Source organism: Arthrobacter sp. P1_C12_2, from assembly GCF_056406415.1.
Map to the genome: position 1 here is coordinate 101,902 of NZ_JBFUAF010000012.1, position 21,039 is coordinate 122,940.

At 69.5% G+C, this 21,039-nt stretch carries 15 protein-coding genes and 1 pseudogene; 10 read left to right on the plus strand and 6 right to left on the minus strand.

Annotation, left to right across the window (positions count from 1 at the left end):
- Nucleotides 1-21 precede the first annotated feature (21 nt).
- From AC1DZQ_RS14095 to rsmD, 3 genes and pseudogenes are all read left to right on the plus strand, one after another.
- Complete coding sequence (locus tag AC1DZQ_RS14095; protein WP_476964157.1) at nucleotides 22-1,098, plus strand: DAK2 domain-containing protein; 1,077 nt, start codon at nucleotides 22-24, stop codon at nucleotides 1,096-1,098.
- Entirely contained in the window at nucleotides 1,088-3,337 is a 2,250-nt protein-coding gene (locus AC1DZQ_RS14100) for an ATP-dependent DNA helicase RecG (protein ID WP_476964117.1), read from the plus strand. The genes AC1DZQ_RS14095 and AC1DZQ_RS14100 overlap by 11 nt, the downstream gene beginning before the upstream one ends.
- Nucleotides 3,338-3,367: 30 nt before the next feature.
- Nucleotides 3,368-3,991 (plus strand): annotated as a pseudogene (gene rsmD / locus AC1DZQ_RS14105) (16S rRNA (guanine(966)-N(2))-methyltransferase RsmD); the annotation flags it as partial.
- Here the strand turns inward: rsmD and AC1DZQ_RS14110 are convergent.
- Both AC1DZQ_RS14110 and AC1DZQ_RS14115 read right to left on the minus strand, forming a co-directional pair.
- Nucleotides 3,988-4,773, minus strand: a complete 786-nt coding sequence (locus tag AC1DZQ_RS14110) for a spermidine synthase (RefSeq protein ID WP_476964118.1) — start codon at nucleotides 4,771-4,773, stop codon at nucleotides 3,988-3,990. The pseudogene rsmD and the gene AC1DZQ_RS14110 sit on opposite strands and share 4 nt — an antisense overlap.
- A 2-nt stretch (nucleotides 4,774-4,775) precedes the next feature.
- Nucleotides 4,776-5,987: an aminotransferase class I/II-fold pyridoxal phosphate-dependent enzyme gene (locus tag AC1DZQ_RS14115; protein ID WP_476964119.1), complete on the minus strand. Its 1,212-nt coding sequence runs from the start codon at nucleotides 5,985-5,987 to the stop codon at nucleotides 4,776-4,778.
- Nucleotides 5,988-6,035: 48 nt separating this feature from the next.
- On the opposite strand from AC1DZQ_RS14115, the gene coaD reads away from it, so the two are divergent.
- The 5 genes from coaD to mutM all read left to right on the plus strand — a co-directional run bounded on the left by coaD (nucleotide 6,036) and on the right by mutM (nucleotide 9,235).
- Nucleotides 6,036-6,536, plus strand: coding sequence for a pantetheine-phosphate adenylyltransferase (gene coaD / locus AC1DZQ_RS14120; protein ID WP_476964120.1), 501 nt, complete (start codon nucleotides 6,036-6,038; stop codon nucleotides 6,534-6,536).
- Between the two features lie 173 nt (nucleotides 6,537-6,709).
- Complete coding sequence (locus AC1DZQ_RS14125; protein WP_476964121.1) at nucleotides 6,710-7,234, plus strand: YceD family protein; 525 nt, start codon at nucleotides 6,710-6,712, stop codon at nucleotides 7,232-7,234.
- A gap of 36 nt (nucleotides 7,235-7,270) precedes the next feature.
- Nucleotides 7,271-7,474 (plus strand): 50S ribosomal protein L32, encoded by a 204-nt coding sequence (gene rpmF / locus AC1DZQ_RS14130; protein WP_009356569.1) that lies wholly within the window; start codon nucleotides 7,271-7,273, stop codon nucleotides 7,472-7,474.
- Between the two features lie 21 nt (nucleotides 7,475-7,495).
- Nucleotides 7,496-8,218, plus strand: coding sequence for a ribonuclease III (gene rnc, locus AC1DZQ_RS14135; protein ID WP_476964122.1), 723 nt, complete (start codon nucleotides 7,496-7,498; stop codon nucleotides 8,216-8,218).
- Between the two features lie 9 nt (nucleotides 8,219-8,227).
- Complete coding sequence (mutM, locus tag AC1DZQ_RS14140) at nucleotides 8,228-9,235, plus strand: bifunctional DNA-formamidopyrimidine glycosylase/DNA-(apurinic or apyrimidinic site) lyase (protein ID WP_476964123.1); 1,008 nt, start codon at nucleotides 8,228-8,230, stop codon at nucleotides 9,233-9,235.
- Nucleotides 9,236-9,278: 43 nt separating this feature from the next.
- Here the strand turns inward: mutM and AC1DZQ_RS14145 are convergent, their stop codons facing one another.
- Genes AC1DZQ_RS14145 through AC1DZQ_RS14155 form a run of 3 tightly spaced genes read right to left on the minus strand, consistent with a single transcriptional unit; the run spans nucleotide 9,279 to nucleotide 13,995 of the window.
- A complete protein-coding gene (locus AC1DZQ_RS14145) occupies nucleotides 9,279-10,250 on the minus strand; it encodes an NAD-dependent epimerase/dehydratase family protein (RefSeq protein ID WP_476964124.1) in 972 nt (323 codons plus the stop codon).
- Nucleotides 10,247-12,979 carry an alpha/beta fold hydrolase gene (locus AC1DZQ_RS14150; RefSeq protein ID WP_476964125.1) on the minus strand — a complete coding sequence of 911 codons (2,733 nt, stop codon included), beginning with the start codon at nucleotides 12,977-12,979 and terminating at the stop codon, nucleotides 10,247-10,249. Before AC1DZQ_RS14150 ends, AC1DZQ_RS14145 begins: the two co-directional genes overlap by 4 nt.
- On the minus strand, nucleotides 12,973-13,995 hold the full coding sequence (locus tag AC1DZQ_RS14155) for a 3-oxoacyl-ACP synthase III (protein ID WP_476964126.1): 1,023 nt from the start codon (nucleotides 13,993-13,995) through the stop codon (nucleotides 12,973-12,975). Before AC1DZQ_RS14155 ends, AC1DZQ_RS14150 begins: the two co-directional genes overlap by 7 nt.
- A 265-nt stretch (nucleotides 13,996-14,260) precedes the next feature.
- On the opposite strand from AC1DZQ_RS14155, the gene smc reads away from it, so the two are divergent.
- The gene (gene smc, locus AC1DZQ_RS14160) at nucleotides 14,261-17,881 is read left to right on the plus strand and encodes a chromosome segregation protein SMC (RefSeq protein WP_476964127.1); all 3,621 of its coding nucleotides are present in this window, start codon (nucleotides 14,261-14,263) and stop codon (nucleotides 17,879-17,881) included.
- 88 nt (nucleotides 17,882-17,969) lie between these two features.
- On the plus strand, nucleotides 17,970-19,181 hold the full coding sequence (gene ftsY / locus AC1DZQ_RS14165) for a signal recognition particle-docking protein FtsY (RefSeq protein WP_476964128.1): 1,212 nt from the start codon (nucleotides 17,970-17,972) through the stop codon (nucleotides 19,179-19,181).
- Between the two features lie 98 nt (nucleotides 19,182-19,279).
- On the opposite strand, the gene AC1DZQ_RS14170 is transcribed toward ftsY, so the two are convergent.
- A complete protein-coding gene (locus tag AC1DZQ_RS14170; protein ID WP_476964129.1) occupies nucleotides 19,280-20,989 on the minus strand; it encodes a hypothetical protein in 1,710 nt (569 codons plus the stop codon).
- Nucleotides 20,990-21,039: the final 50 nt, after the last annotated feature.

The window sequence follows — 21,039 nt, forward strand, 5'->3', positions numbered from 1 at the left end:
ATTGCCGCCAACGCGCAAGCGATGAAGCGGTGGTTGGGCAAGGCGGAGACCACGCTCGGCAACCACAGCGACCGCCTGAACGCCATCAACATCTTTCCCGTGGCCGACGGCGACACCGGCACCAACCTCTACCTGACCGTCCGTGCCGCGGCCCACGCCGCGGATGCCGCCGTGCCGGGACACCCGGACGGGGCGCCGCACGCGGCACCGGACCCGTCCCTGCACGACGTCGGCGCCGTCCTGGCACAGGCCGGCCAGGTTGCCATGGAACAGGCCCGTGGCAACTCGGGAACCCTGTTCGCCGTCTTCCTCTGCGCCGCCGCCGAACCGCTGGCCGGGCACACCCGGATCAGCTCGCCGCTGCTGGCTGCGGCCCTGAACCGGGCCCAGATCCGGGCCTGGTCCGCGCTGAGTGATCCCGTGCCCGGCACCATGCTCTCCGTCATGGAGGCCGCCGCCCGGGCAGCGGCCGCTGTGGACGCCGCACACGACGGCGATGACAGCAACCAGACCCTCGGCCTGGCCCTGGACGCCGCCGTCGAGGCGGCCCTGGCCGCCGTGGTGCGCACGGAGGAGCAGCTCGATGTCCTGCACACCGCCCACGTGGTGGACGCCGGCGGCGTCGGCATGCTCCTGATCCTGGACTGCCTCCGCTCCGCCGTGCTGGGCGAGGAGCTCCAGAGCGAACTGCTGGACGGCCTGCACGGCTACGACGTCCAAGATCCGCATATCCACGTCGGCATGCCGCGCGACGAAGGCGTCGAAGTCATGTGCACCATCTCCCTGTCCCCGCTGGACGCCGCCATGATGCGCCAGCGGCTCGACGAAATGGGCGACTCGGTGATCATGAGCCAGGTTGGCGGCGGCGCTGATGCCGCCGGGCACTACCGCTGGCGCGTCCACGTCCACGTCCTGGATGCGGACCCCGCCGTCGCCCTGATCCGTTCCCTGGGCGAGCCCACGGACATTTCCGTGAGCGAGCTCGCAGTGCCGCGCGACCCGGAGGCATCCGCCGCCAATGCTGCCGCCACCGTCGCCGCCACCGTTGCCCCAGCACGCGCCGCCGAAACCCGAAACCCCGACGGACATGCACGCTGAACTTGAACTGGGCCTGGAGCGCCGCATCGGCAAGCGCTCCGCGGCTGTCATCGAAAAACACCTCGGCATCACCACTGTCGGCGGGCTCCTGAACTACTTCCCGCGCCGCTACCTCAGCCGCGGCGAGCTGACGCCCATCAGCGAGGTCCCGCTGGACGAGGAAGTGACGCTGATCGCCCGGGTGGTCTCCAACAGCACCCGGCCCATGCGCGCCCGGCGCGGTTCCCTGACCGACGTCGTGATCTCCGACGACACTGGGGGCCAGCGAAACGGGACTGCCAGTGCGCTGCCGGGCACGCTCAAGGTCAGCTTTTTCAACGGGTTTCGGGCCAAGGCCGAGCTGCAGCCGGGCCGGCGCGCCATGTTTTCCGGCAAGGTCACGCGCTACGCCGGATCCCTCGGCCTGACCAACCCCGATTTCCTGCTGCTCGACGAGGACCCCGAAACGCCGGGCATCGACCCGGAGAAGCTCGCCGCCATGCCGATCCCGGTGTACCCGGCCACGGCGAAACTGACCAGCTGGTCCATCCAGAAGGTCATCTCGACGCTGCTGGACACCGTGGAGCTCGAAACCCTCGGCGACCCGCTGCCGGCGGAGATCGCGGCGCGGGAGAAATTCCTGCCGGTTGCGGACGCCTACCGGCTGATCCACGCCCCGCAAACCCCGGCGGACTTCCAGCGCGCCCGGGACCGGTTCCGCTACCAGGAAGCCCTGGTGCTCCAGTCGGCACTGGCCCGCCGCCGCGCCCAACTCGCCGCCGAGGAAGCGACAGCCCGCCGCCCGGCAGCGGACGGGCTGCTGCCCGCCTTCGACCACCAGCTGCCGTTCACGCTGACCGGCGGGCAGGCCGCCGTCGGCAAGACGCTCTCCGACGAGCTCGCCCAGGACTCGCCCATGAACCGGCTGCTCCAGGGCGAGGTGGGCTCCGGCAAGACGATCGTGGCGCTGCGCGCCATGCTGCAGGTGGTGGACGCCGGGGGACAGGCTGCGCTGCTGGCCCCCACGGAAGTCCTCGCCGCCCAGCACTATGAATCCATCCGGCGCACGCTCGGCCCGCTCTCCCGGGACGGGATGCTCGGCGGGTTCGGCCCGGACGCCGTCCAGGTCACCCTGCTCACCGGTTCGATGCCCACCGCGGCGCGGAAGCAGGCCATGCTGGACGCGGCCTCCGGAACGGCAGGAATCGTGATCGGCACCCACGCCCTGCTCAGCGACAACGTGTCCTTCTACGACCTCGGCCTGATTGTGGTGGACGAGCAGCACCGCTTCGGCGTGGAACAGCGCGACGCCCTCCGGGCTAAGGCCAGCAAACCGCCGCACCTGCTGGTCATGACCGCCACCCCAATTCCCCGGACCGTGGCCATGACCGTGTTCGGCGACCTCGAAACCTCCGTGCTGGATGAGCTCCCCGCCGGCCGCGCCCCGATCTCCACTCACGTGGTGGGGCTCGCCGAACACCCGGGATGGGCCACCCGCATCTGGTCCCGCTCGCGGGAGGAGATCGACGCCGGCCACCAGGTCTACGTCGTCTGCCCCAAGATCGGCACGGACGACGACGGCGACTTCACCCCGGGCGAGGCCGAGCCGTCCGCCGCGGACCTCGAAGGCGAGAACGGCTCGCGGGAACTCGCCTCCGTCACCGGAGTCGTGGAACACCTCCAGGACGAACCGGCGCTGGCCGGGGTGGCTGTGGCGCCGCTGCACGGCCGGCAGGACCCGGTGCTGAAGTCCGAGACCATGGCCTCCTTCACGGCCAATCAGACCAAGCTGCTGGTCTCCACCACCGTGATCGAAGTCGGCGTCGACGTGCACAACGCCACGCTCATGGTGATCCTGGACGCGGACCGCTTTGGCATCTCCCAGCTCCACCAGCTGCGCGGCCGGGTGGGCCGCGGCGGGCTGCCCGGGACGTGCCTGCTGGTCACCAGCCTGGAGCCGGGCCATCCGAGCCGGCGCCGGCTGGACGCCGTGGCTGCCACCACCGACGGCTTCGAACTGTCCCAGGAGGACCTCAAGCTCCGCAGGGAGGGCGACATCCTGGGCGCCTCGCAGTCCGGCGGGCGCTCCACCCTGAAGCTGCTGCGCGTGCTCGAACACGAGGACGTGATCGCCCGGGCCCGGCAGGACGCCCAGCGGATCGTGGCGGCCGATCCCTCGCTGGCGGGCCAGCCCCGGCTCGCGGCCGCGATCGATGAATACTTGAACCCCGAGAAGGAGGCGTTCCTTGAACGCGGCTAAGACCACGAGCCAGGCAAATACGTCCACGGGGAATCGCGCATGAGCCGGATCATTGCCGGCGCCGCAGGCGGCAGCACCCTGAACAGCGTCCCCGGGAACCTGACACGGCCGACGACCGACCGGGTCAAGGAAGCGCTGTTCTCCCGACTGGACGCCTTCAACGTCATTGCCGGCGCCCGCGTGCTGGATCTGTACGCGGGATCCGGCTCGCTGGGAGTGGAAAGCGGCAGCCGCGGCGCGGACTCCGTGGACCTGGTCGAATTCGACGCCAAGGCCAGCGCCGTGTGCCAGCGGAACGCGGACCTGGTCAACACCGTCACTGCCCGCAAAGTGGTCTCCGTGCACCGCTCCAAGGTCGAATCCTTCCTGGACCGGACCGCCGACTCCGCCATCTGGGACCTGGTCTTCCTGGACCCGCCCTACCCCCTGGACGAGCCGGCCCTCGCCGCCGTGCTGGCCAAGCTGTTGCAGCACCTGGGCGAGGAGGCGGTCGTGGTGGTGGAACGCTCGTCCCGGAGCCCCGAGCCGGCATGGCCCGAGGGCATGGAACGGTTTGCCGAGAAGAAGTACGGCGAAACCCGGCTGTGGTTCGCCGAGCCCGGCGTGGAAGCCGTGGCAGCCGTGGACGGCGTGGAGTTCGAGGCCGGGGACTAACCGGCCAGCACGTCCAGATCGACGCCGGCCAGCAGCCTGGCCGGGTGCGGACCGCGCGCCGTGAGCGCCGCCGTCCAGACCTCCGGCCACGGGCCCGGCGTCCCGATCAGGATGATGTTCCCGGGGTACCGGCCGGTGAACATTCCGGCCTCCGCGAAGGCCGAGACGTCGGCCATGGCCCGGCGCATTGCGGCGACCTGGCTCCGGACCAGGGTCAGTCCCGGTTCGTCGCCCACGTTGACTATCAAGACGCCGCGCGGCGTCAGCCGGGCTGCCGCCTCCAGGTAGAACTCGGTGCACGCGATGTGTTCCGGCGCCTCCGGCCCGGAGAAGATGTCCAGGATCACGACGTCGAAGCGCAGTTCCGCCGGAAGCCCGGCGAGGGCGTCGCGGGCATCGCCGATCACCGTGTGCAGCCGGGTTCCCTCCGGCAGGGGCAGCTGTGCGAGCACGAAGTCCAGCAGTTCCCGCTCCAGCTCCACGGCGTACTGGACCGAGCCGGGCCGGGTGGCCTGGATGTAGCGGGCCAGCGTCAGGGCGCCCGCGCCCAGGTGCAGCGCCGTGATCGGCTCGCCCCACGGGGCGGCGAGGTCCACCACGTGCCCGATCCTGCGCAGGTATTCGTAGAAGATGTCCGCAGGATCGGCCAGGTTGACGTGGGACTGCTCGGCGCCGCCGATGCTCAGCACGAAGCCGCCGTCGGTAAAGGGATCCGGTTCGATCACGGCGTGCTGTCCGGTGGTCCGCAGGAACCGTGAGGCTCCTGGTTGCTGCCCGACCATGCTCACAGCTTGTCGCGCAAGGTCGCCAGCCGCTCGGCGGCCTCCTCCAGCACATGCAGCTGCTTGCAGAACGCGAAGCGGAGCAGGCTGCGGGTGCGCTCGGCACCCTCGGCGTGGCAGAAGACCGGGACCGGGATCGCGGCGACGCCCACGAGGGCCGGCAGCCTGCGGGCCAGCTCCACCGAATCGGTGATTCCCAGCGGTGCGGTGTCCACGTTGACGAAGTAGGTCCCCTGCGGGGTCAGGACGTCGAGGCCGGCCGCGCGCAGTCCCTCGCTGAGGATGTCGCGCTTGTGCTGGAGGGTGTCGGCAATGCCGGCGTAAAACTCGTCCGGAAGCCCCAGCCCCACCGCGATCGCGGCCTGGAAGGGCGTGCCGGAACTGTAGCTCAGGAACTGCTTGACCGTCCGGGCGGCGGCCACGAGCTCCTCCGGCCCGGAGAGCCAGCCGATCTTCCAGCCCGTGAAGGAGAACGTCTTGCCGGCCGAGGAAATGGTCAGGGTGCGCTCGGCCGCGCCGGGCAGCGTCGCGATCGGGATGTGCCGCACGCCAAACGTCAGGTGCTCGTACACCTCGTCGGTGACGATGACGGCGTCGTACTTCGCGGCCAGTTCGACCACGCGCTCAAGCACCCCGCGGGGGAACACCGCGCCGGTCGGGTTGTGCGGATTGTTGATCAGCACCACCCTGGTGCGGTTGCTGAACGCGGCCTCGAGCGCGGCCAGGTCCGGCATGAAATCCGGGGCCAGGAGCGGGGCGGTGACGTGCGTGGCACCGGCGAGCCCGATGATGGCGCCGTAGGAGTCGTAGAACGGCTCGAAGGTGAGCACTTCATCTCCCGGGCCGACCAGCGCGAGCAGGGAGGCGGCGATGGCCTCTGTGGCGCCGGTGGTGACGATGATCTCGGTCTGGGGATCGGGCGCCAGCCCGTAGAACCGCTGCTGGTGGGCCGCGATCGCCTCCCGCAGCGGCAGGATGCCCTTGCCGGGCGCATACTGGTTGGCTCCGGCGGCGATGGCGGCCTGGGCGGCCTCCTTGATCTCCACGGGGCCGTCCTCGTCCGGGAAGCCCTGGCCGAGGTTGATGGCGCCCGTGCTGAGGGCCAGGGTGGTCATCTCCTCGAAGATTGTGACGCCCAGCGAACCGTCGGGGGAGAGCAAGTTGGCGCCGGTTGCGGCGCGCTGCCACGGGAACGGGGGAGGGAGCTGGGACATTTAGCCATGTTATCCCGGCCTGCGGCGCGGATACGGTAGGTTCGGAGCATGATACGCGCTGTTTGCCCTGGCTCTTTTGACCCCATTCACAATGGACACCTGGAAGTCATTGCGCGTGCCGCGGGCCTGTTCGATGAGGTGATCGTGGCCGTGTCCACGAACTACACCAAGAAGTACCGCTTCAGCCTTGAGGAGCGGATCGACATGGCCAAGGAAACGTTTTCCTCCTTGCGCGGCATCGTGGTGGAACCCGTCGGGGAAGGGCTCCTGGCCGAGTACTGCCGGCAGCGCGGCGTGTCCGCGATAGTCAAGGGCCTGCGCTCGTCCTCGGACTTCGACTACGAGCTGCCGATGGCCACGATGAACCGCCAGCTGACCGGCGTCGAGACGGTGTTCCTGCCGGCGGAAAGCCACTACCTGCACCTGTCCTCCACCCTCATCAAAGAGGTCTTCGCCCTGGGCGGGGACGTCTCGGACTTTGTTCCCCGGTCCGTGCTGAAACGGCTGGCTCCGGGCGAGCCGGTCCCGAACCGGGCGCGCAAAGTGTAAGCTTGACCGGTACTCGGCGGCCTGCTGCCGGTTGCGTGGCCCGAATCCAAGGCCGCTTGTGTGTAAAACAGAGGCGTGCCGCCGGTTTGAGTCCGTCCGGAAGTTCAGGCTAAGATAGTACGTCGGTCATATGTTCAACAGGAGTTCTCATTAAACGAGATGCTAGTTCGCCCTTGGCGTTCGACGTCAAGGACCTCGGACGCAGTCCGGGAAGCATGCGGACGCTGACGGAACATGTACCCGCGCCAAGTGATCTTGGTGTGGCGCTCATTGGCGTGCAGGAAGGCTCGGATGTCGAGCTGGATCTGCGGCTTGAGGCCGTACACGAAGGAATTCTGGTATCAGGAACCGCGCACGTTGAAGTTACTGGCGAGTGCGGCCGATGCCTGGATCCCCTTGCGTATGACCAAGAGGTTGATGTGCAAGAACTTTTCTTCTACGAGGATGCTGTGTTCTCCGACGAAGAAGACGAAGAAGAGCAACGTCGAGTCGAGCACGATCTGATCGATCTTGAGCCGGTGTTGCGGGACGCAGTTGTCACCATACTGCCGTTCCAGCCGGTGTGCCGGGAAGACTGCCAGGGCCTTTGCTCCGAATGTGGAGCACGCCTGGAAGACGAGCCGGGGCATCACCACGAGGTCGTAGATCCTCGCTGGGCCGCCCTGGCTGACTTGGCTAAGCCTGACCGGCAAAACTGATTTGTAAGTGTTTTTCTAGAGAGAAATGAGTTAGCCGTGGCTGTCCCGAAGCGGAAAATGTCTCGCTCGAATACCCGCGCCCGCCGCTCCCAGTGGAAGGCAACTGCCCCCCACCTGGTGAAGACTGTCGAGAACGGCCAGGTCACGTACAGCCTGCCGCACCAGGCAAAGGTCGTTACCGACTCGGCTGGCACTGCGCTGTTCCTTGAGTACAAGGGCCGCAAGGTCGCAGACGTCTAATCCGCCAACAGGCTGAAAAAGATGTCTTCAACTGAAGAGCTTCTGAAGCGTCTCGGTGTCACTATTGACGCCGGGACGCTTCGTCTTGCGCTCACACACCGTTCCTACGCCTACGAAAACGGCGGCATCCCCACCAACGAGCGGCTCGAGTTCCTGGGCGACTCCATCCTGGGGTTCTCCGTAACGGACGCGCTGTACCGTGACAACCCCACGCTGCCCGAAGGCGACCTGGCCAAGCGCCGCTCCGCCGTCGTCAGCACCCGGGCGCTGGCCGGCATCGGCCGCAGCATCGGGCTGGGGGAGTACATCTACCTCGGACAGGGCGAAAAGCTCACCGAAGGCAAGAACAAGGCCTCCATCCTTGCGGACACCATGGAGGCGCTGATTGGCGCCACCTACCTCTCCAACGACATCGAGACGGCCCGGCAGCTGGTCATGCGGCTGGTCGGACCGCTCTTGCAGGATGCCGCCGCCCTCGGCGCGGGCACCGACTGGAAGACCAGCATCCAAGAGCTGGCGGCCAGCCGGCAGCTCGGGACCATCAACTACGCGGTTGACGGCTCCGGACCGGATCACGCCCGGACGTTCGAGGCCGTGCTGCGGATCGGCGGCACGGACTATGGCACCGGCACCGGCAACTCCAAGAAAGAGGCCGAGCAGGAAGCCGCCGCCGATGCCTGGCGCCGGCTGACTGCCCCGTCCGCGCCCGATCCGCAGCAGCTGCAGTCCCAGACCGGCAGCTAGGCAGCGGCGTTGCCTGAACTGCCCGAGGTCGAGGTGGTCCGGCGCGGCCTGGTGAGCTGGGTGCGGGGCCGGACCATCACCTCCGTCGATGTGCTGGACCCGCGCTCCCTGCGCCGGCATGCCCTGGGCCCGGAAGACTTTGCCGGCAACCTTGAAGGCGCGCGGGTCCTCGACGTGGTCCGCCGCGGCAAATTCCTCTGGATGCCGCTGGCGGACACGCCAGCCCCGTCCGGAAATGAGATCCCGGCCGGAAACGATATTCCGTCCGGAAACGGCGCCCAGTCCGCGGAGCCGGCCCCCACGGTCGCGCTCATGGCCCACCTGGGCATGTCCGGCCAGCTGCTCATGCAGGACCCCGGAGTTCCGGACGAAAAACACCTGAAGGTCAGGCTGCGGCTCAGCCCGACCGAAGGCATGCCAGCCCAGCTCCGGTTCGTGGACCAGCGCATCTTCGGCGGACTGTTCCTCACCACGCTGATCCCCACCGACGACGGCGGCCCGGGCGGCCTCGCCGAAACGCCGCTGCCGCTCATCGCCGAGGAAGCCGCGCACATTGCCCGGGACCCGCTGGACCCCTGGTTCTCCTTCGAGACCTTCTACCGGCGCCTGCGGGCCCGCAAGACCGGGCTCAAACGGGCGCTGCTGGACCAGGGCCTGGTGTCCGGGATCGGAAACATCTACGCGGACGAGGCCCTCTGGAAGGCGCAGCTGCACTATGCCCGGCCCACCGACACCCTGCGCCGCGCCGACGCGCTGCGGGTCCTCGACGCCGCCCGCGAGGTCATGGCGGATGCGCTGGACGCCGGCGGCACGAGCTTCGATTCGCTCTACGTCAACGTCAACGGTGCCTCCGGGTACTTCGACCGCTCCCTGAACGCCTACGGCCGGGAGGGACTCGGGTGCAAGCGCTGCGCGGCCGCCGGCCGGGTCAGCCTGCTCAAGCGGGAACAGTTCATGAACCGGTCCTCCTACACCTGCCCCGTCTGCCAACCCCGGCCGCGGAACGGCCGCTGGTAAGGGAGCCCGGGCGCGGAACCCGAGCCGCGGCAACCCCAGCCGCTTAAGGTGAACCGTAATACTCGGCCAGCCTCGCCAGGCCCTCGTCAAGCGAAACGGCGGGGGTCCAGTTGAGGAGTTCACGGGTCTCGCGCTGGTCGAACCAGTGGGCGGTGGAGAGCTGCTCAGCGAGGAATCTGGTCATCGGCGGCTCCCCTGCCCGGCCGGACCGGGCCCAGGCCTTTTCCACCACCGATCCTGCCGCCCGCGCGAGCCTGCCCGGCACCGTCCAGGACGGCGCAGGGACGCCGGCCGCGGCGCAGATGCCCGCCAGCAGCTCGCCGACAGGGCGGGGTTCGCCGTTGCTGACGACGAGCGCCCGGCCGTGGATGTGCTCCATGCGGTGCAGCGCGGYGACGATGCCCGAGGCGGCGTTGTCCACGTAAGTGGTGTCGATCAGGGCCGCCCCGGAGTCGAGCAGCGGCAGGCGGCCGCGGCTGGCACGTTCCAGCACGCGTTCCACCAGTTGCGTGTCGCCGGGGCCCCAGACGATGTGCGGGCGCACCGCCGCGACGCGGAAATCCGTCGAGTCCGCGGCCAGGGCCAGCAGTTCAGCCTCGGCCTTGGTGCGGGAGTAGTCGCCGTGCGCGCGGGCCGGCTCCGCCGGCTCGGCGCCCAGGCCGGCGATGGCGGCGCCGGAGTTTGCTACGGACGGGGAGGAGACGAACACCAGGTCCCGCACGCCGGCCTCGCGGGATGCACGGAGCAGACGGCGCGTCCCTTCGACATTCACCTCGTCGAAATCCGCGGCGCGGCCGGTGAAGGAGACCTTCGCGGCCAGATGGATGACGCCCTCGGCGCCGGCGACTGCGCGCCGGACGGCGTCGTCGTCCGTGACGGATCCGGAGAGGTCCGCAACGCCGTCGACGCCCGTGGGACGGCGCTGGAACGTGCTGACGGCGTGGCCCTGCCGCACCAGCAGCCGGGCCACCTCCCGGCCGAGCAGGCCGCTCGCGCCGGTGACGAGGACCCTCACGGCGCGCCCGGCCGGCCGCCGGCCAGCACCGCCGAAGCCCACCTGGCCAGGCGGGTCCTGTCGATCTTGGCGTTGTGGCGGATATCGGTCGGCTGGGAGGGGACGGCGAGCACGGCGTTGACACTGACGCCTGCCTGACGGGCCGCGTCCCGTACCCGCCCGGCGAGCTGCGGCGCGGCGGGGCCCGCCCGGCGGACGGGAGGTACAGTTTCGACGACGGCGACGACGGCCTGCGTCCCGGACGGACCGACCCCGACGACGGCGGCCAGCCCGAGGTCGTCCAGGCGTTCGATGGCCTGCTCGGCGCCCACGGGCGTCACCACAGTTCCCGGCGCCGTCACGACGTGCGCGAGGCGTCCTTCCACCCAGAGCCGGCCGGCGGCGTCGAGATGCCCGACGTCGCCGGTGCGGTGCCATCCGGCCGTGCGGACGCTCCCGCGCTGGGTCAGCCAGAGCCTGTCGTAGGCTTCCTTCACATGCGGGGCGCTGACCAGGATCTCGCCGGTCACTCCCGCCTCCGTGACGGGCTCGTTCCCGGGTGCGGTGCCGTCCGCGGCGAGCGGGATGACGGCCGTACGGGCGCCATGCACCGGCCAGCCCACGCACACGCCGTTTCCGGCCCCCGCCACGGTTCCGGCGGCGGCGTCGGCCCCGGCGTCGCGGATCTGTTCGAGGCTGATATCGGTCACGGGCAGCGCCTCGGTCATCCCGTACGGGGTGTGCAGCGAGGCCCGGGGCAGCAGCCGCTGCACTTCCGCGAGGAGGGGTTCGGGGACGGGAGCGCCGGCAGAGAGCAGCAGCTCCACGCGCCCCAGAGCCTCGTGCCCGGTCCGATTCAGGCCGCCCTGGGTCGCGAGGACGTTGCGCAGCGCCGCGGGCGAGGCGAAGATCACCGTGGCGTCGATGGCCGCGGCGGCGGCCGCCAGCGCGCGGGCCGTCAGGGTGCGGGGCACGGTGACGTCCATGTCGGGCGTCACCGAAACTGATCCGAGCGCCGGTCCCAACAGGGCGAACGGCGCGAAACCCGCCACCAGGCGCGCGCCCGGCCGGATCCCCAGCGTCGCGGCCACGGTATCCCGCATCGCGGCCAGTTGCCGGTGCGTGTAAAGCACGCCCTTCGCGGGACCGGTGGAGCCGGAGGTGAAGAGCACGGCGGCGTCGGCATCCGGATCCGGATCCTGCGACCGCGCTTCCGGGCTGAGGCCGGCGCCGCGGCGGCCGAGGGCGGCGAGGGAGGTTTCGACGGCGAGGAGGCGGCGGCGGGCGGCCGGCAGGTCCCGGACGCTGATGCGCCGTCCCGACCAGCCGAGCACCGCGGCAGCCGCAAGCGCCTTGTCGATTCCGATGAGGAAATCCGGGGTGGCGCCCTTCACAGCCCGGCTCAGGCCGCGGGTGCCCAAGCCGGCGTCGGCCACGACGACCACCGCGCCGAGCCGCAGGCAGGCGTAGAGGACCACTGTCAGATCCACGCCCGGCGGAACCATCAGGCTCACCCGGCTGCCGTGACCCACACCGGCCTCCTGCAGGCCCGCCGCGATGGCAGCGATGTTCTGTTCCAGCTCCCGCCAGCTGAGCGAGCGGGCGATGCTGCCGTCCTCTCCCATTTCCGCGACGGCGATGTCCCGGCCGCCGGGTCCCGCCGCCAGCTTGGTGAGCGGCGCCCAAAGGGGCAGGATCCCGGTGCCGGGCCCCGGGGGCTCGGTCCCATCTTCCAGTGAGCCGTCCTCCAGCGGCTCGGCCCCGTTCTCCAGAGCGCCGATGGTTGGGGCGTCTGTCCGCCGAGGGCCGGGTCCGCTGTCCCGGCCCCGCTCGGCAAGCCATTCGAAGACGGGAGCGGCGATGTCCCGGTCTTCAGCAACCAAGTGGCCGGCACCTTCGAAGCGGTGCACTTGAGCGTCCGGCAATCGGCTGATGAGGTCCTTGAGATACCGGTCGGAAAAGATCGGGTCCCGGGGGCCCCAGAGCATGAGGGCCGGAACGCCCAGCCCGCGCAGCCCTTCCGCGACTCGGCTGAGCGTCGGGAAGCTGGGATGGGACGCGTCGGCGGGAATGTCCGCGACAAAGTTCCCCACGCCGGCGCGGCGGTCGGCGCCGCGGTAGGGGGCCATGAAGGCGCTGCGGACATCCGCGGCCAGCGGCGGGTGGGCGAGGGAATGCGTCACGCGCAGGAAGGTGTCCGACCTGGTGGTTCCCCAGCTGTGCACGGCAGGGTGCATGGCAAGCCGCAGTGCCGGCGGGATACGGGAGCCGGAGGGCTGGTGGACGGCGGTGTTGGTCAGCACCACCCCGGCGAGCTGCTGCGGATGTGCCACGGCCCAGCCGAGGCTGATCACTCCGCCCCAGTCGTGGCCGACCGTGACGACGCGCCCGCCCAGTCCGAGCGCGGCGGTGAGGTCGCCCAGGTCGTTGATCCGGTCCGCCAAACGCCGGAACGTGCCGGTGCGCTCGGAGAAGCCCATATCCAGCTGGTCCACGGCCACCACGCGCCACGGATGTGCGGGGTCGGATCCGGCGGCCAGCAGGGTCCGCCACAGGTAGGACCACGTCGGGTTGCCGTGCACGCACAGCAGGGTGCCGGCGGGCGTCAGGCCGCGGCGCGAGAGCTGGGCACCGTTGTCGAGCAGGTGCCAGCGGCGCACGGTTCCGGGCTCATCCGCGGCGGAGGTGGACGCCACATCGATTTCGCGCGACCATTCGGGGTCGACGCCGGGCCAGTCGGCGGCTACCAAACGATTTCCACCATGGCGGTGTTCAGCCCGGAACCGACGCCCATGCACAGCACCCGGTCCCCGGCTCCGAGCGTCTGCGCTTCGGCTGCGAGGGTCATTGGGAGGGAGGCCGGGCCCACATTGCCCCAGTGCGGGAACGTGATCGGCACCTTGTCCGGGTCCAGGTCAATGGCGTCAATGATGGCCTGGGTGTAGGCATTGCTCACCTGGTGCGTGACGTAGCGGTCCATCGAGGTCCAGTTCCACTCCTGCTGGGCCTCGTGCCAGGCGTCGACCACGAGCTGCAGGCCGCCGTCGAGCAGGCCCTTGGTGTCGGTGGCCATGCCGTCGAGGCCGCCCACGCACAGTTCATGGTGCTCGGTGCCGGCGCGCATCACGCCACCGAGAATCCGGTGCCCTCCTGGGTGCTGGTCCGCCGGGCCCAGGACGGCCGCAGCGGCTCCGGAGCCGAGGGTGAGTGTGGCGAACTCGCGGTCGTAGTCCTCGCGGGTCGTCTCGGGCCGCTGCAGCCGGGCCAGGGTGGCCTCCTGCGTTGCCTGGGAATCCTCGCCGTTGACGATCAACGCGTACTTGATCTGGCCGGAGTCGATCATGTTGGCCGCCAGCGTCATGGAGTTGACGAATCCAAGGCAGGCGTTGGCCAGATCGAAGTTCATGGCCGACGACGGCAGGCTCAGTCCGTGGTGGACCTTCACCGCGACAGACGGTTCGAGGTTGCGCCGCGTGACGGAGCTGTTGATCAACAGGCCAATCTCGGACGGTTCGATGCCGGACTCGGCCAGGGCCTTTGCGCCCGCCTCGATGGCTGCGTCGTCGAATGATGTCCCGGGCGCCCACCAGCGCCGGTGCGTGATGCCGGCGACCCGTTCGAGCAGCTTCGGGGGGACCCTTAGCCGCCGCAGGGTCAAAGCCAGCTTCAGGTCGAAATCCATGGAACTGACGATCGTCGGCGCCTCGACGCTGCACACCGAAAGTAAGGCGGTGTTGCCGTGCCGGAATGTTGCATTCCCTACCAAATCAAGCCCCTGTTTCGTGTCTGTCCTGCGCTCCGACGGCCTTCTGCACCTTCAAGCACAAGCCCAAGAGCTTAACTATGCCCGGTACTCGTCAGTTCCTGCATATTCTGCGGCAAAAGCCGCTGCTTCGCACGGGTTCTGCGCGGTATGACCGCAGCTGCGCAGTAGATTGTAGGTACTCGGGGCCGTCCCGAACACCCGCGTCCGTCCGAATCATGCTTTCGTCGAACGAGGGGCCCAGTCCGAGCAGGAGAGCCGAAGCACCTTGCATCTGAAGAGTCTGACCGTCCGGGGATTCAAGTCGTTCGCCTCAGCGACGACCTTTGAATTCGAACCGGGCGTCACCGCCGTGGTGGGCCCCAACGGCTCGGGCAAATCCAATGTGGTGGATGCACTGGCCTGGGTCATGGGCGAACAGGGCGCCAAGACCCTCCGCGGCGGCAAGATGGAGGACGTGATCTTCGCGGGCACCTCGGGCCGGCCGCCGCTGGGCCGGGCGCACGTCTCGCTGACCATCGACAACAGCGACGGCGCCCTCCCGATCGAATACAGCGAAGTGACGATCTCGCGCACGCTGTTCCGGACCGGCGGCTCGGAATACGCCATCAACGGCGCTGGATGCCGGCTGCTCGACATCCAGGAGCTGCTCTCCGACTCGGGCCTGGGCCGCGAGATGCACGTGATTGTCGGCCAGGGCCAGCTGGACAAGGTACTCCACGCCACCCCCGAGGACCGGCGCGGCTTCATCGAAGAGGCCGCCGGCATCCTCAAACACCGCCGCCGCAAGGAAAAGACGGTCCGCAAACTCGAGGCCATGCAGGCCAACCTGTCCCGGCTCAGCGACCTCACGGGCGAAATCCGGCGGCAGCTGACCCCGCTGGGCAAACAGGCGGAAGTGGCCCGTCGCGCCCAGAGCGTCCAGTTCGAGGTCCGCGACGCCCACTCACGCCTCCTGGCCGACGACCTCGTCCAGCTGCAGTCCGCGTTGGCGCAGGACGTTGCGGATGAATCGGCGCTCAAGGCACGCCGCGGCGTCGTCGAGCGCGACCTCGAGGCTGGGCGGCAGCGCCAGGCGGTCCTCGAAGGGCTCGCAGCCGAGGCTACCCCCGCGCTGAACGGCGCGCGGGAGAACTGGTATTCGCTCTCCACCGGGCGCGAGCGGCTCCGTTCGCTCGGCTCGCTCGCCGAGGAGCGCCGCCGGCTGCTCGGCGCGGCGGACGTGGTGCCGGACACCGGCCGGGATCCGGACCAGCTGGAGCAGCAGGCCGCCCGCGTCCGCGACGAGCAGGCCGGGCTGGAACGGCAGATCCTGGACCGCACGGCGGCCCTGGACGCCGCGACAGCGGCCAAACACGACGCCGAACAGGCCGCCGCCGCCGAGGACAAGCGGCTCGCGGCCCTGCTCCGGGCCGCGGCGGACCGGCGCGAAGGCCTGGCCAAGCTTGCCGGGCAAGTCGGCGCGGCACGGTCGCGCGTCGAGTCCGCCCAGTCCGAGCTCGGCCGCCTCCGCGAATCGCAGAAGGCAGGCGAGGAGCGCCGCCGGCAGGCGCACAGCGAGTTCGCCGCCCTGGAAGCGCAGGTGGCAGGGGTCGAGGACGGCGAGGAATCGCTCGACGCCGATTACGAGGCCGCAAGCGAGGCCCTCGACACGATCATCGCCGAAATGGATGCCCTGAAGGCGGCCGAGCGGGAGGGCGAGCGGGAACGCGGCGCCCTTATGGCCCGCCGCGATGCCCTCCAGCTGGGCCTGAACCGCAAGGACGGCTCCGGGCACGTGCTCGGTGCGGCCGCCGGGGACCTGGCCGCCGGGGTCCTGGGATCCCTGGCGTCCATGATCTCCGTGGAGTCCGGATTCGAGGCCGCCGTGGCCGCCGCCCTCGGCAGCGCGTCCGACGCCGTGGTGGTCCGGGACCAGGAGACGGCCGCCGCTGCCGTGCGGCTGCTGCGCGCGGACGACGCCGGCCGTGCCGCGCTGCTGCTGGCCGGCGCCCCGGCCGGGCCCTCGACGCCGTTGGGCGATGCTTTGGGCGGCGGCAGCACGCTTCCCGCCGGCGCGCGCTGGGCCGCGGAGCTCGTTTCCGCTGCCGATCCGGACGCCGCCGGCCTGCCGCTGGCGGCCCTGCTGGCCGGCGTCGCCGTCGTCGAGGACCTGGACGCGGCGGCGCAGCTGATCGCCGCGCGCCCCGAGCTCACCGCCGTGACCCGGGCCGGGGACGTCTTTACGGCGCTGACCGTGACCGGCGGGTCTGCGTCGGCGCCGTCACTGCTGGAAGTCCAGACCGCCGTCGACGACGCCGCCGCGAAGCTGGCCGCCGTGACTGCAGGGCTCGAACGCAACCGCTTTGCGCTCTCCGCCGCCCGGGCCCGCCGCGCCGAAGCCGAAGACCGTGCGGACGCGGCCCTCGCGAAACTCCACGACTCCGACGCGAAACTCGCCGCCGTCGCCGAACGCCTGGGCCACCTGAACGCGGTGCTGCGCAGCGCCGTCGCCGAAAGTGAGCGCCTCGCCGCGTCCCTGGCCAGAGCAGAGGCCCAGATTGTCAGCGAACAAAGTGCGCTGGAAGCGGTGGCGGCCCGTCTGGCCGCGGCCACCGAGGCCCCCGCGGAGCAGGAACCCTCCCCGGAACACCGCGACGCCCTGGCCCTGGCCGCCTCGCTGGCCCGCACGGCCGAGATGGAGGCCAGGCTCGCCCTGCGCAGCGCCGAGGAACAGCTCACGGCCACCCGCAACCGGGCGGCCTCGCTGGAACGGGCCGCCGCCACCGAACGCCGTGCCCGCGAGGAAGCCGCGGAACGGGCCCGCCGCCGCCGGCTCCAGGCCCGGCGCGCCGCCGCCGTCGCCGTCGCCGTGCAGCAGGTCATCGGGTTCATCGACGTGTCCGTGGAGCTGGCCCGCCGGGAGCGGGACAGCGCGGAGGAACGCAAGGACGCGATGGACCGTGAACTGGCCGGGGTCCGCACCGGCAACGACGCCCTGGCCCGCGAACTGGCCGAGCTCACCGACTCCGTGCACCGCGACGAGCTCGCCCGCACGCAGCAGCGGCTGCGGATCGAGGCGCTGGAACTGAAGAGCGTGGAGGAGCTGGGGCTGACCGCCGAGCAGCTCGTTGCCGACTACGGCCCGGACCGGCCCGTCCCGGTGCCCGCCGGCGACTCCGCGGACAAATGGGCCGCGCTGCGCGCCCCGGTGGACGAGGACGGCCGCGAGATTTCCGAAGGCAAGCCCTTCGTCCGGGCAGAACAGGAAAAACGGCTCAAACGCGCCGAACGCGACCTCGCGGCCCTCGGCAAGGTCAACCCGCTGGCGCTCGAGGAGTTCGCCGCGCTCGAGGAGCGCCACCAGTTCCTCAGCACCCAGCTCGAGGACCTGAAGTCGAGCCGCAAGGACCTGCTGGACATCATCAAGGAAGTCGACGACCGCGTCCAGAAGGTCTTCGCCGAGGCGTTCGAGGACACCTCCCGGCAGTTTGTCCGCGTCTTCGCCCGGCTGTTCCCGGGCGGTGAGGGCCGGCTGGTCCTGACCGACCCCTCCGACATGCTCACCACCGGCATCGAGGTCGAAGCCCGCCCGGCCGGCAAGAAAATCAAACGGCTCTCGCTGCTTTCCGGCGGCGAACGCTCCCTGACGGCCGTGGCGCTGCTGGTGGCCATCTTCAAGGCACGGCCCTCGCCCTTCTACGTCATGGACGAGGTCGAGGCCGCGCTGGATGACACCAACCTGGGCCGGCTCATCACCATTTTCGAAGAGCTCCGCGAGTCCAGCCAGCTGATCGTCATCACGCACCAGAAGCGCACCATGGAAGTCGCCGACGCCCTCTACGGCGTCACAATGCGCGGCGACGGCGTCTCCACCGTGATCAGCCAGCGGCTAAGTGTGGAGATCTAGGCAATCGCCCAGGTCCAGGCAGGGCGGGGTCCATGCGCAACAAAGGCGCTGGCCACGGCCCATTTGGGGTTTGTGAGAAGCTAGGGGAGTGAACGACATCCTCCCCATTATTCTGCCCATTCTCGCTGTCCTGGTGGTCATCGGTGTGCTGATTCCGGTGCTCATGAAGACCCGGAAGAACGCCAAGACCTACACCGGGACGCGTGACGCAAACGATCCCGTGCAGGCCCCGGGAGCCGGAACCCTGGTGGAGGACCGTCCCGCGCAGGCACCGGCACCGGAACGGACCTCGCCGGACGGCGTCGAACTCGAAGAACCCACCGTCGAGGTACCGGACGACGCCGCCGGGCTCGAGACCGTGCCGGTGGAAACCCCGCTCCCGGTGGCCGGACGCCTGATGCGGCTGCGCGAGCGGCTGGTCAAGTCCAACAACATCCTGGGCAAAGGGCTCCTGGCCCTGCTCTCGGCGGACAAGATCGATGAAAACGTCTGGGACGAGGTCGAGGAAACCCTCCTGCTGGCCGATCTCGGCACCGAACCGACCATGCAGCTCGTGGACGCGCTCCGCGAACGCGTCAAGGTAATGGGCACGCGGGACCCGGAGCACGTCAAGGCCCTGCTCCGCGAGGAACTCATCAAGCTCGTGGACCCCACCATGGACCGGAGCCTGAACGTCGAGCGCCACGGTGACAAGCCCGCGGTCATGATGGTGGTCGGCGTCAACGGCGTCGGCAAGACCACGACGGTGGGCAAACTCGCCCGCGTGCTCGTGGCCGAGGACAAGGACGTGCTGCTGGGCGCGGCCGACACCTTCCGCGCCGCCGCCGCCGAGCAGTTGGCCACGTGGGGCCAGCGAGTCGGCGTGCCCACCGTGAAGTCGGACATCGACGGCGCGGACCCGGCCTCGGTGGCCTACGAGGCCGTCAAGGCCGGCATCGACCAGGAAGTCGACGTCGTCATGATCGACACCGCGGGGCGCCTGCAGAACAAGGTGGGCCTCATGGACGAGCTCAGCAAGGTCAAGCGCGTCATCGAAAAGCTGGCCGAGGTGGACGAGGTGCTGCTGGTCCTGGACGCCACCACCGGCCAGAACGGACTCAACCAGGCCCGGGTGTTCTCCGAGGTCGTGAACATCACCGGAATCGTCCTGACCAAGCTGGACGGCACCGCCAAGGGCGGGATCGTCGTCGCCATCCAGAAATCCCTCGGAGTCCCGGTCAAGCTGATCGGGCTGGGCGAGGGCGCCGACGACCTCGCGCCGTTCGACGCCGAAGGCTTCGTGGACGCGCTGCTGAACTAGCACCCACCGCAACAAAGAGTGCCCCGGTCCTGTCTGGACAGTTCAGACAGGACCGGGGCACTCTTTTGTTGCCGCGGGGCGGCCGGTACCTCAGGTGACTAGTACTTGAAGTTCAGGACCGTCACTGTCCCGGCGGTCAGCTTGAACTGCTGGGTCTGGGACTTGTACACGAAGCCGGGCACCGTGGCGCGCTTGGCGAGGGGCTTGGGCTCGGTCTTGGCGCCGTCGATGACAGTCTGGTTCTCGGCTGAGTAGCTGGGGCCGCTGAGTTGGGTCATGGTCCCGGTCACCGGCTTACCCGGCAGGTTCAAGGTGACATCGGTCTGAGCGGCCTTTTCGGGGTCGTTTTCATTGACGATCACGACGCTGGTGCTGCCGTCCGCGTTCTGCAGCGCGTAGCTGAACGCCAGCCCGCCGCCGGAGCTGTTCAGTTTCATGAACTTGCCGGCCTCGAGCTCGGCCACCATGGAGATGCCGAAGAAGTTGGCCCGGCCGGACATCTGGCCGTTGCCGAACGGGTAGGCGCCGGCGCTGCAGATGGCGGACAGGGGTGGGCCGCCCTTGCACGTGAGCAACGAGCTGTGGAAGCCGATCCGGGTGATGCCCAGCTGGGCGGCGTTGAGGGCATAGTCAGCCGCCCACAGCGCCGATGCGTGGGTGCGGGAGGTCTCGTTCGAACCTGGGCAGGCCGCGATCCCGGTCTCCGGGAGCCAAGTTTCAAGTCCCGCTGCCTGGCCGACTTTGAGGGCCGACTGCTGGTAATCGGCGGCACGATCATGCATCAGCCGGCTCATCAGGTTGGCAATGGTGGGCGAGCCCTTGGGATCACTGCCATCACAGCTGTAGAGCGGGTAATTGTGGAACGTCAGGATCTTCTTCTGCGGGATGTCCGCATCGACGAAGGGCTGCCACCACTTCTGGTCGTAGGCGCCCGGGCCGGAAATGGGCACGTTGGGGGCCACCGCATAGATCGCGTTGGCGTAGTCCTTCAGCTCCCGGACGTACTGCTCCACGCTGTAGCCGCTGCCGGTCTTGACGTCGTTGAACACGAAGCCGTTGGGCTCGTTGCCCACCGTGATGCTGAGCAGCCGGTCACCGAAAATCGCCGAGGCGTTCTTGACCATGTCCGCAGCCCGGGCCGGGTTGTAGTGGCCCAGGTCCACCGTGAGGCTGGCCTTGGCGTCGCCGGCGTCAAGCAGGGTCTTGAGCCGGGCGAGGTCTGCCGGGCCTACGGCCTTGACAGGGTGCGTCTTGTCTCCCTTGTAGTCGGCGGGGACACCCTCGCCGGTGGAGGTCCAGAAGAAGCGGCGGTCCACGGCGTTGCCGCCGAAGCGCAGGACGGGCTGGTCGATCTCTTTGAGCAGCTTGACCATCGACGCGTTGTCGCTGCTGAGGTCCGGATCGGCCAGGTCCGTGGCCTCGAGGGAGATTCCGGTCAGGCCTTTGTTCAGGGAGGTGCCCACGAGGTCGTTGGAGACGTCGACCTTGAGGGGCTCAACCTTCTCCAGCGGTGACCCGGCCGGCGGACCCGGCTGCGCGTAATAGGTGACCGGGGGGCCCACCTCGGCCGGGGTGGGGGCCGGTGCCGACGACTGGGTGGGGGAAGAAGCAGCCGGCGGAGCCGGAGTAGGGTTTCCGAGGGCGAGGGGAACCAGCACTGCTGCGGCGACGGCGACGATTCCGGCGCCGGCGATCAGTCCCGCGCGCTTTCTTTTTTCCGCGCTCTTTTCTGCGTTCTTTCCTGCGTTGGCGGGTTGGGCGGGGTCGGGGCTTTCGGCTTTCCCGGGGGAAGAGTCGAATTTGGCCATGGGGGATTACCTCCGGAAGTTTGTAGCACGTGCCCCCAGCTTAGCCAAGG

Coding starts and splice junctions, on each gene's coding strand:
- rnc (WP_476964122.1), top strand. CDS start 7,496: ATGTCTTCAACTGAAGAGCTTCTGAAGCGTCTCGGTGTCACTATTGAC.
- AC1DZQ_RS14170 (WP_476964129.1), bottom strand. CDS start 20,989: ATGGCCAAATTCGACTCTTCCCCCGGGAAAGCCGAAAGCCCCGACCCC.
- coaD (WP_476964120.1), top strand. CDS start 6,036: ATGATACGCGCTGTTTGCCCTGGCTCTTTTGACCCCATTCACAATGGA.
- AC1DZQ_RS14095 (WP_476964157.1), top strand. CDS start 22: ATGAAGCGGTGGTTGGGCAAGGCGGAGACCACGCTCGGCAACCACAGC.
- AC1DZQ_RS14115 (WP_476964119.1), bottom strand. CDS start 5,987: ATGTCCCAGCTCCCTCCCCCGTTCCCGTGGCAGCGCGCCGCAACCGGC.
- AC1DZQ_RS14100 (WP_476964117.1), top strand. CDS start 1,088: ATGCACGCTGAACTTGAACTGGGCCTGGAGCGCCGCATCGGCAAGCGC.
- AC1DZQ_RS14110 (WP_476964118.1), bottom strand. CDS start 4,773: ATGGTCGGGCAGCAACCAGGAGCCTCACGGTTCCTGCGGACCACCGGA.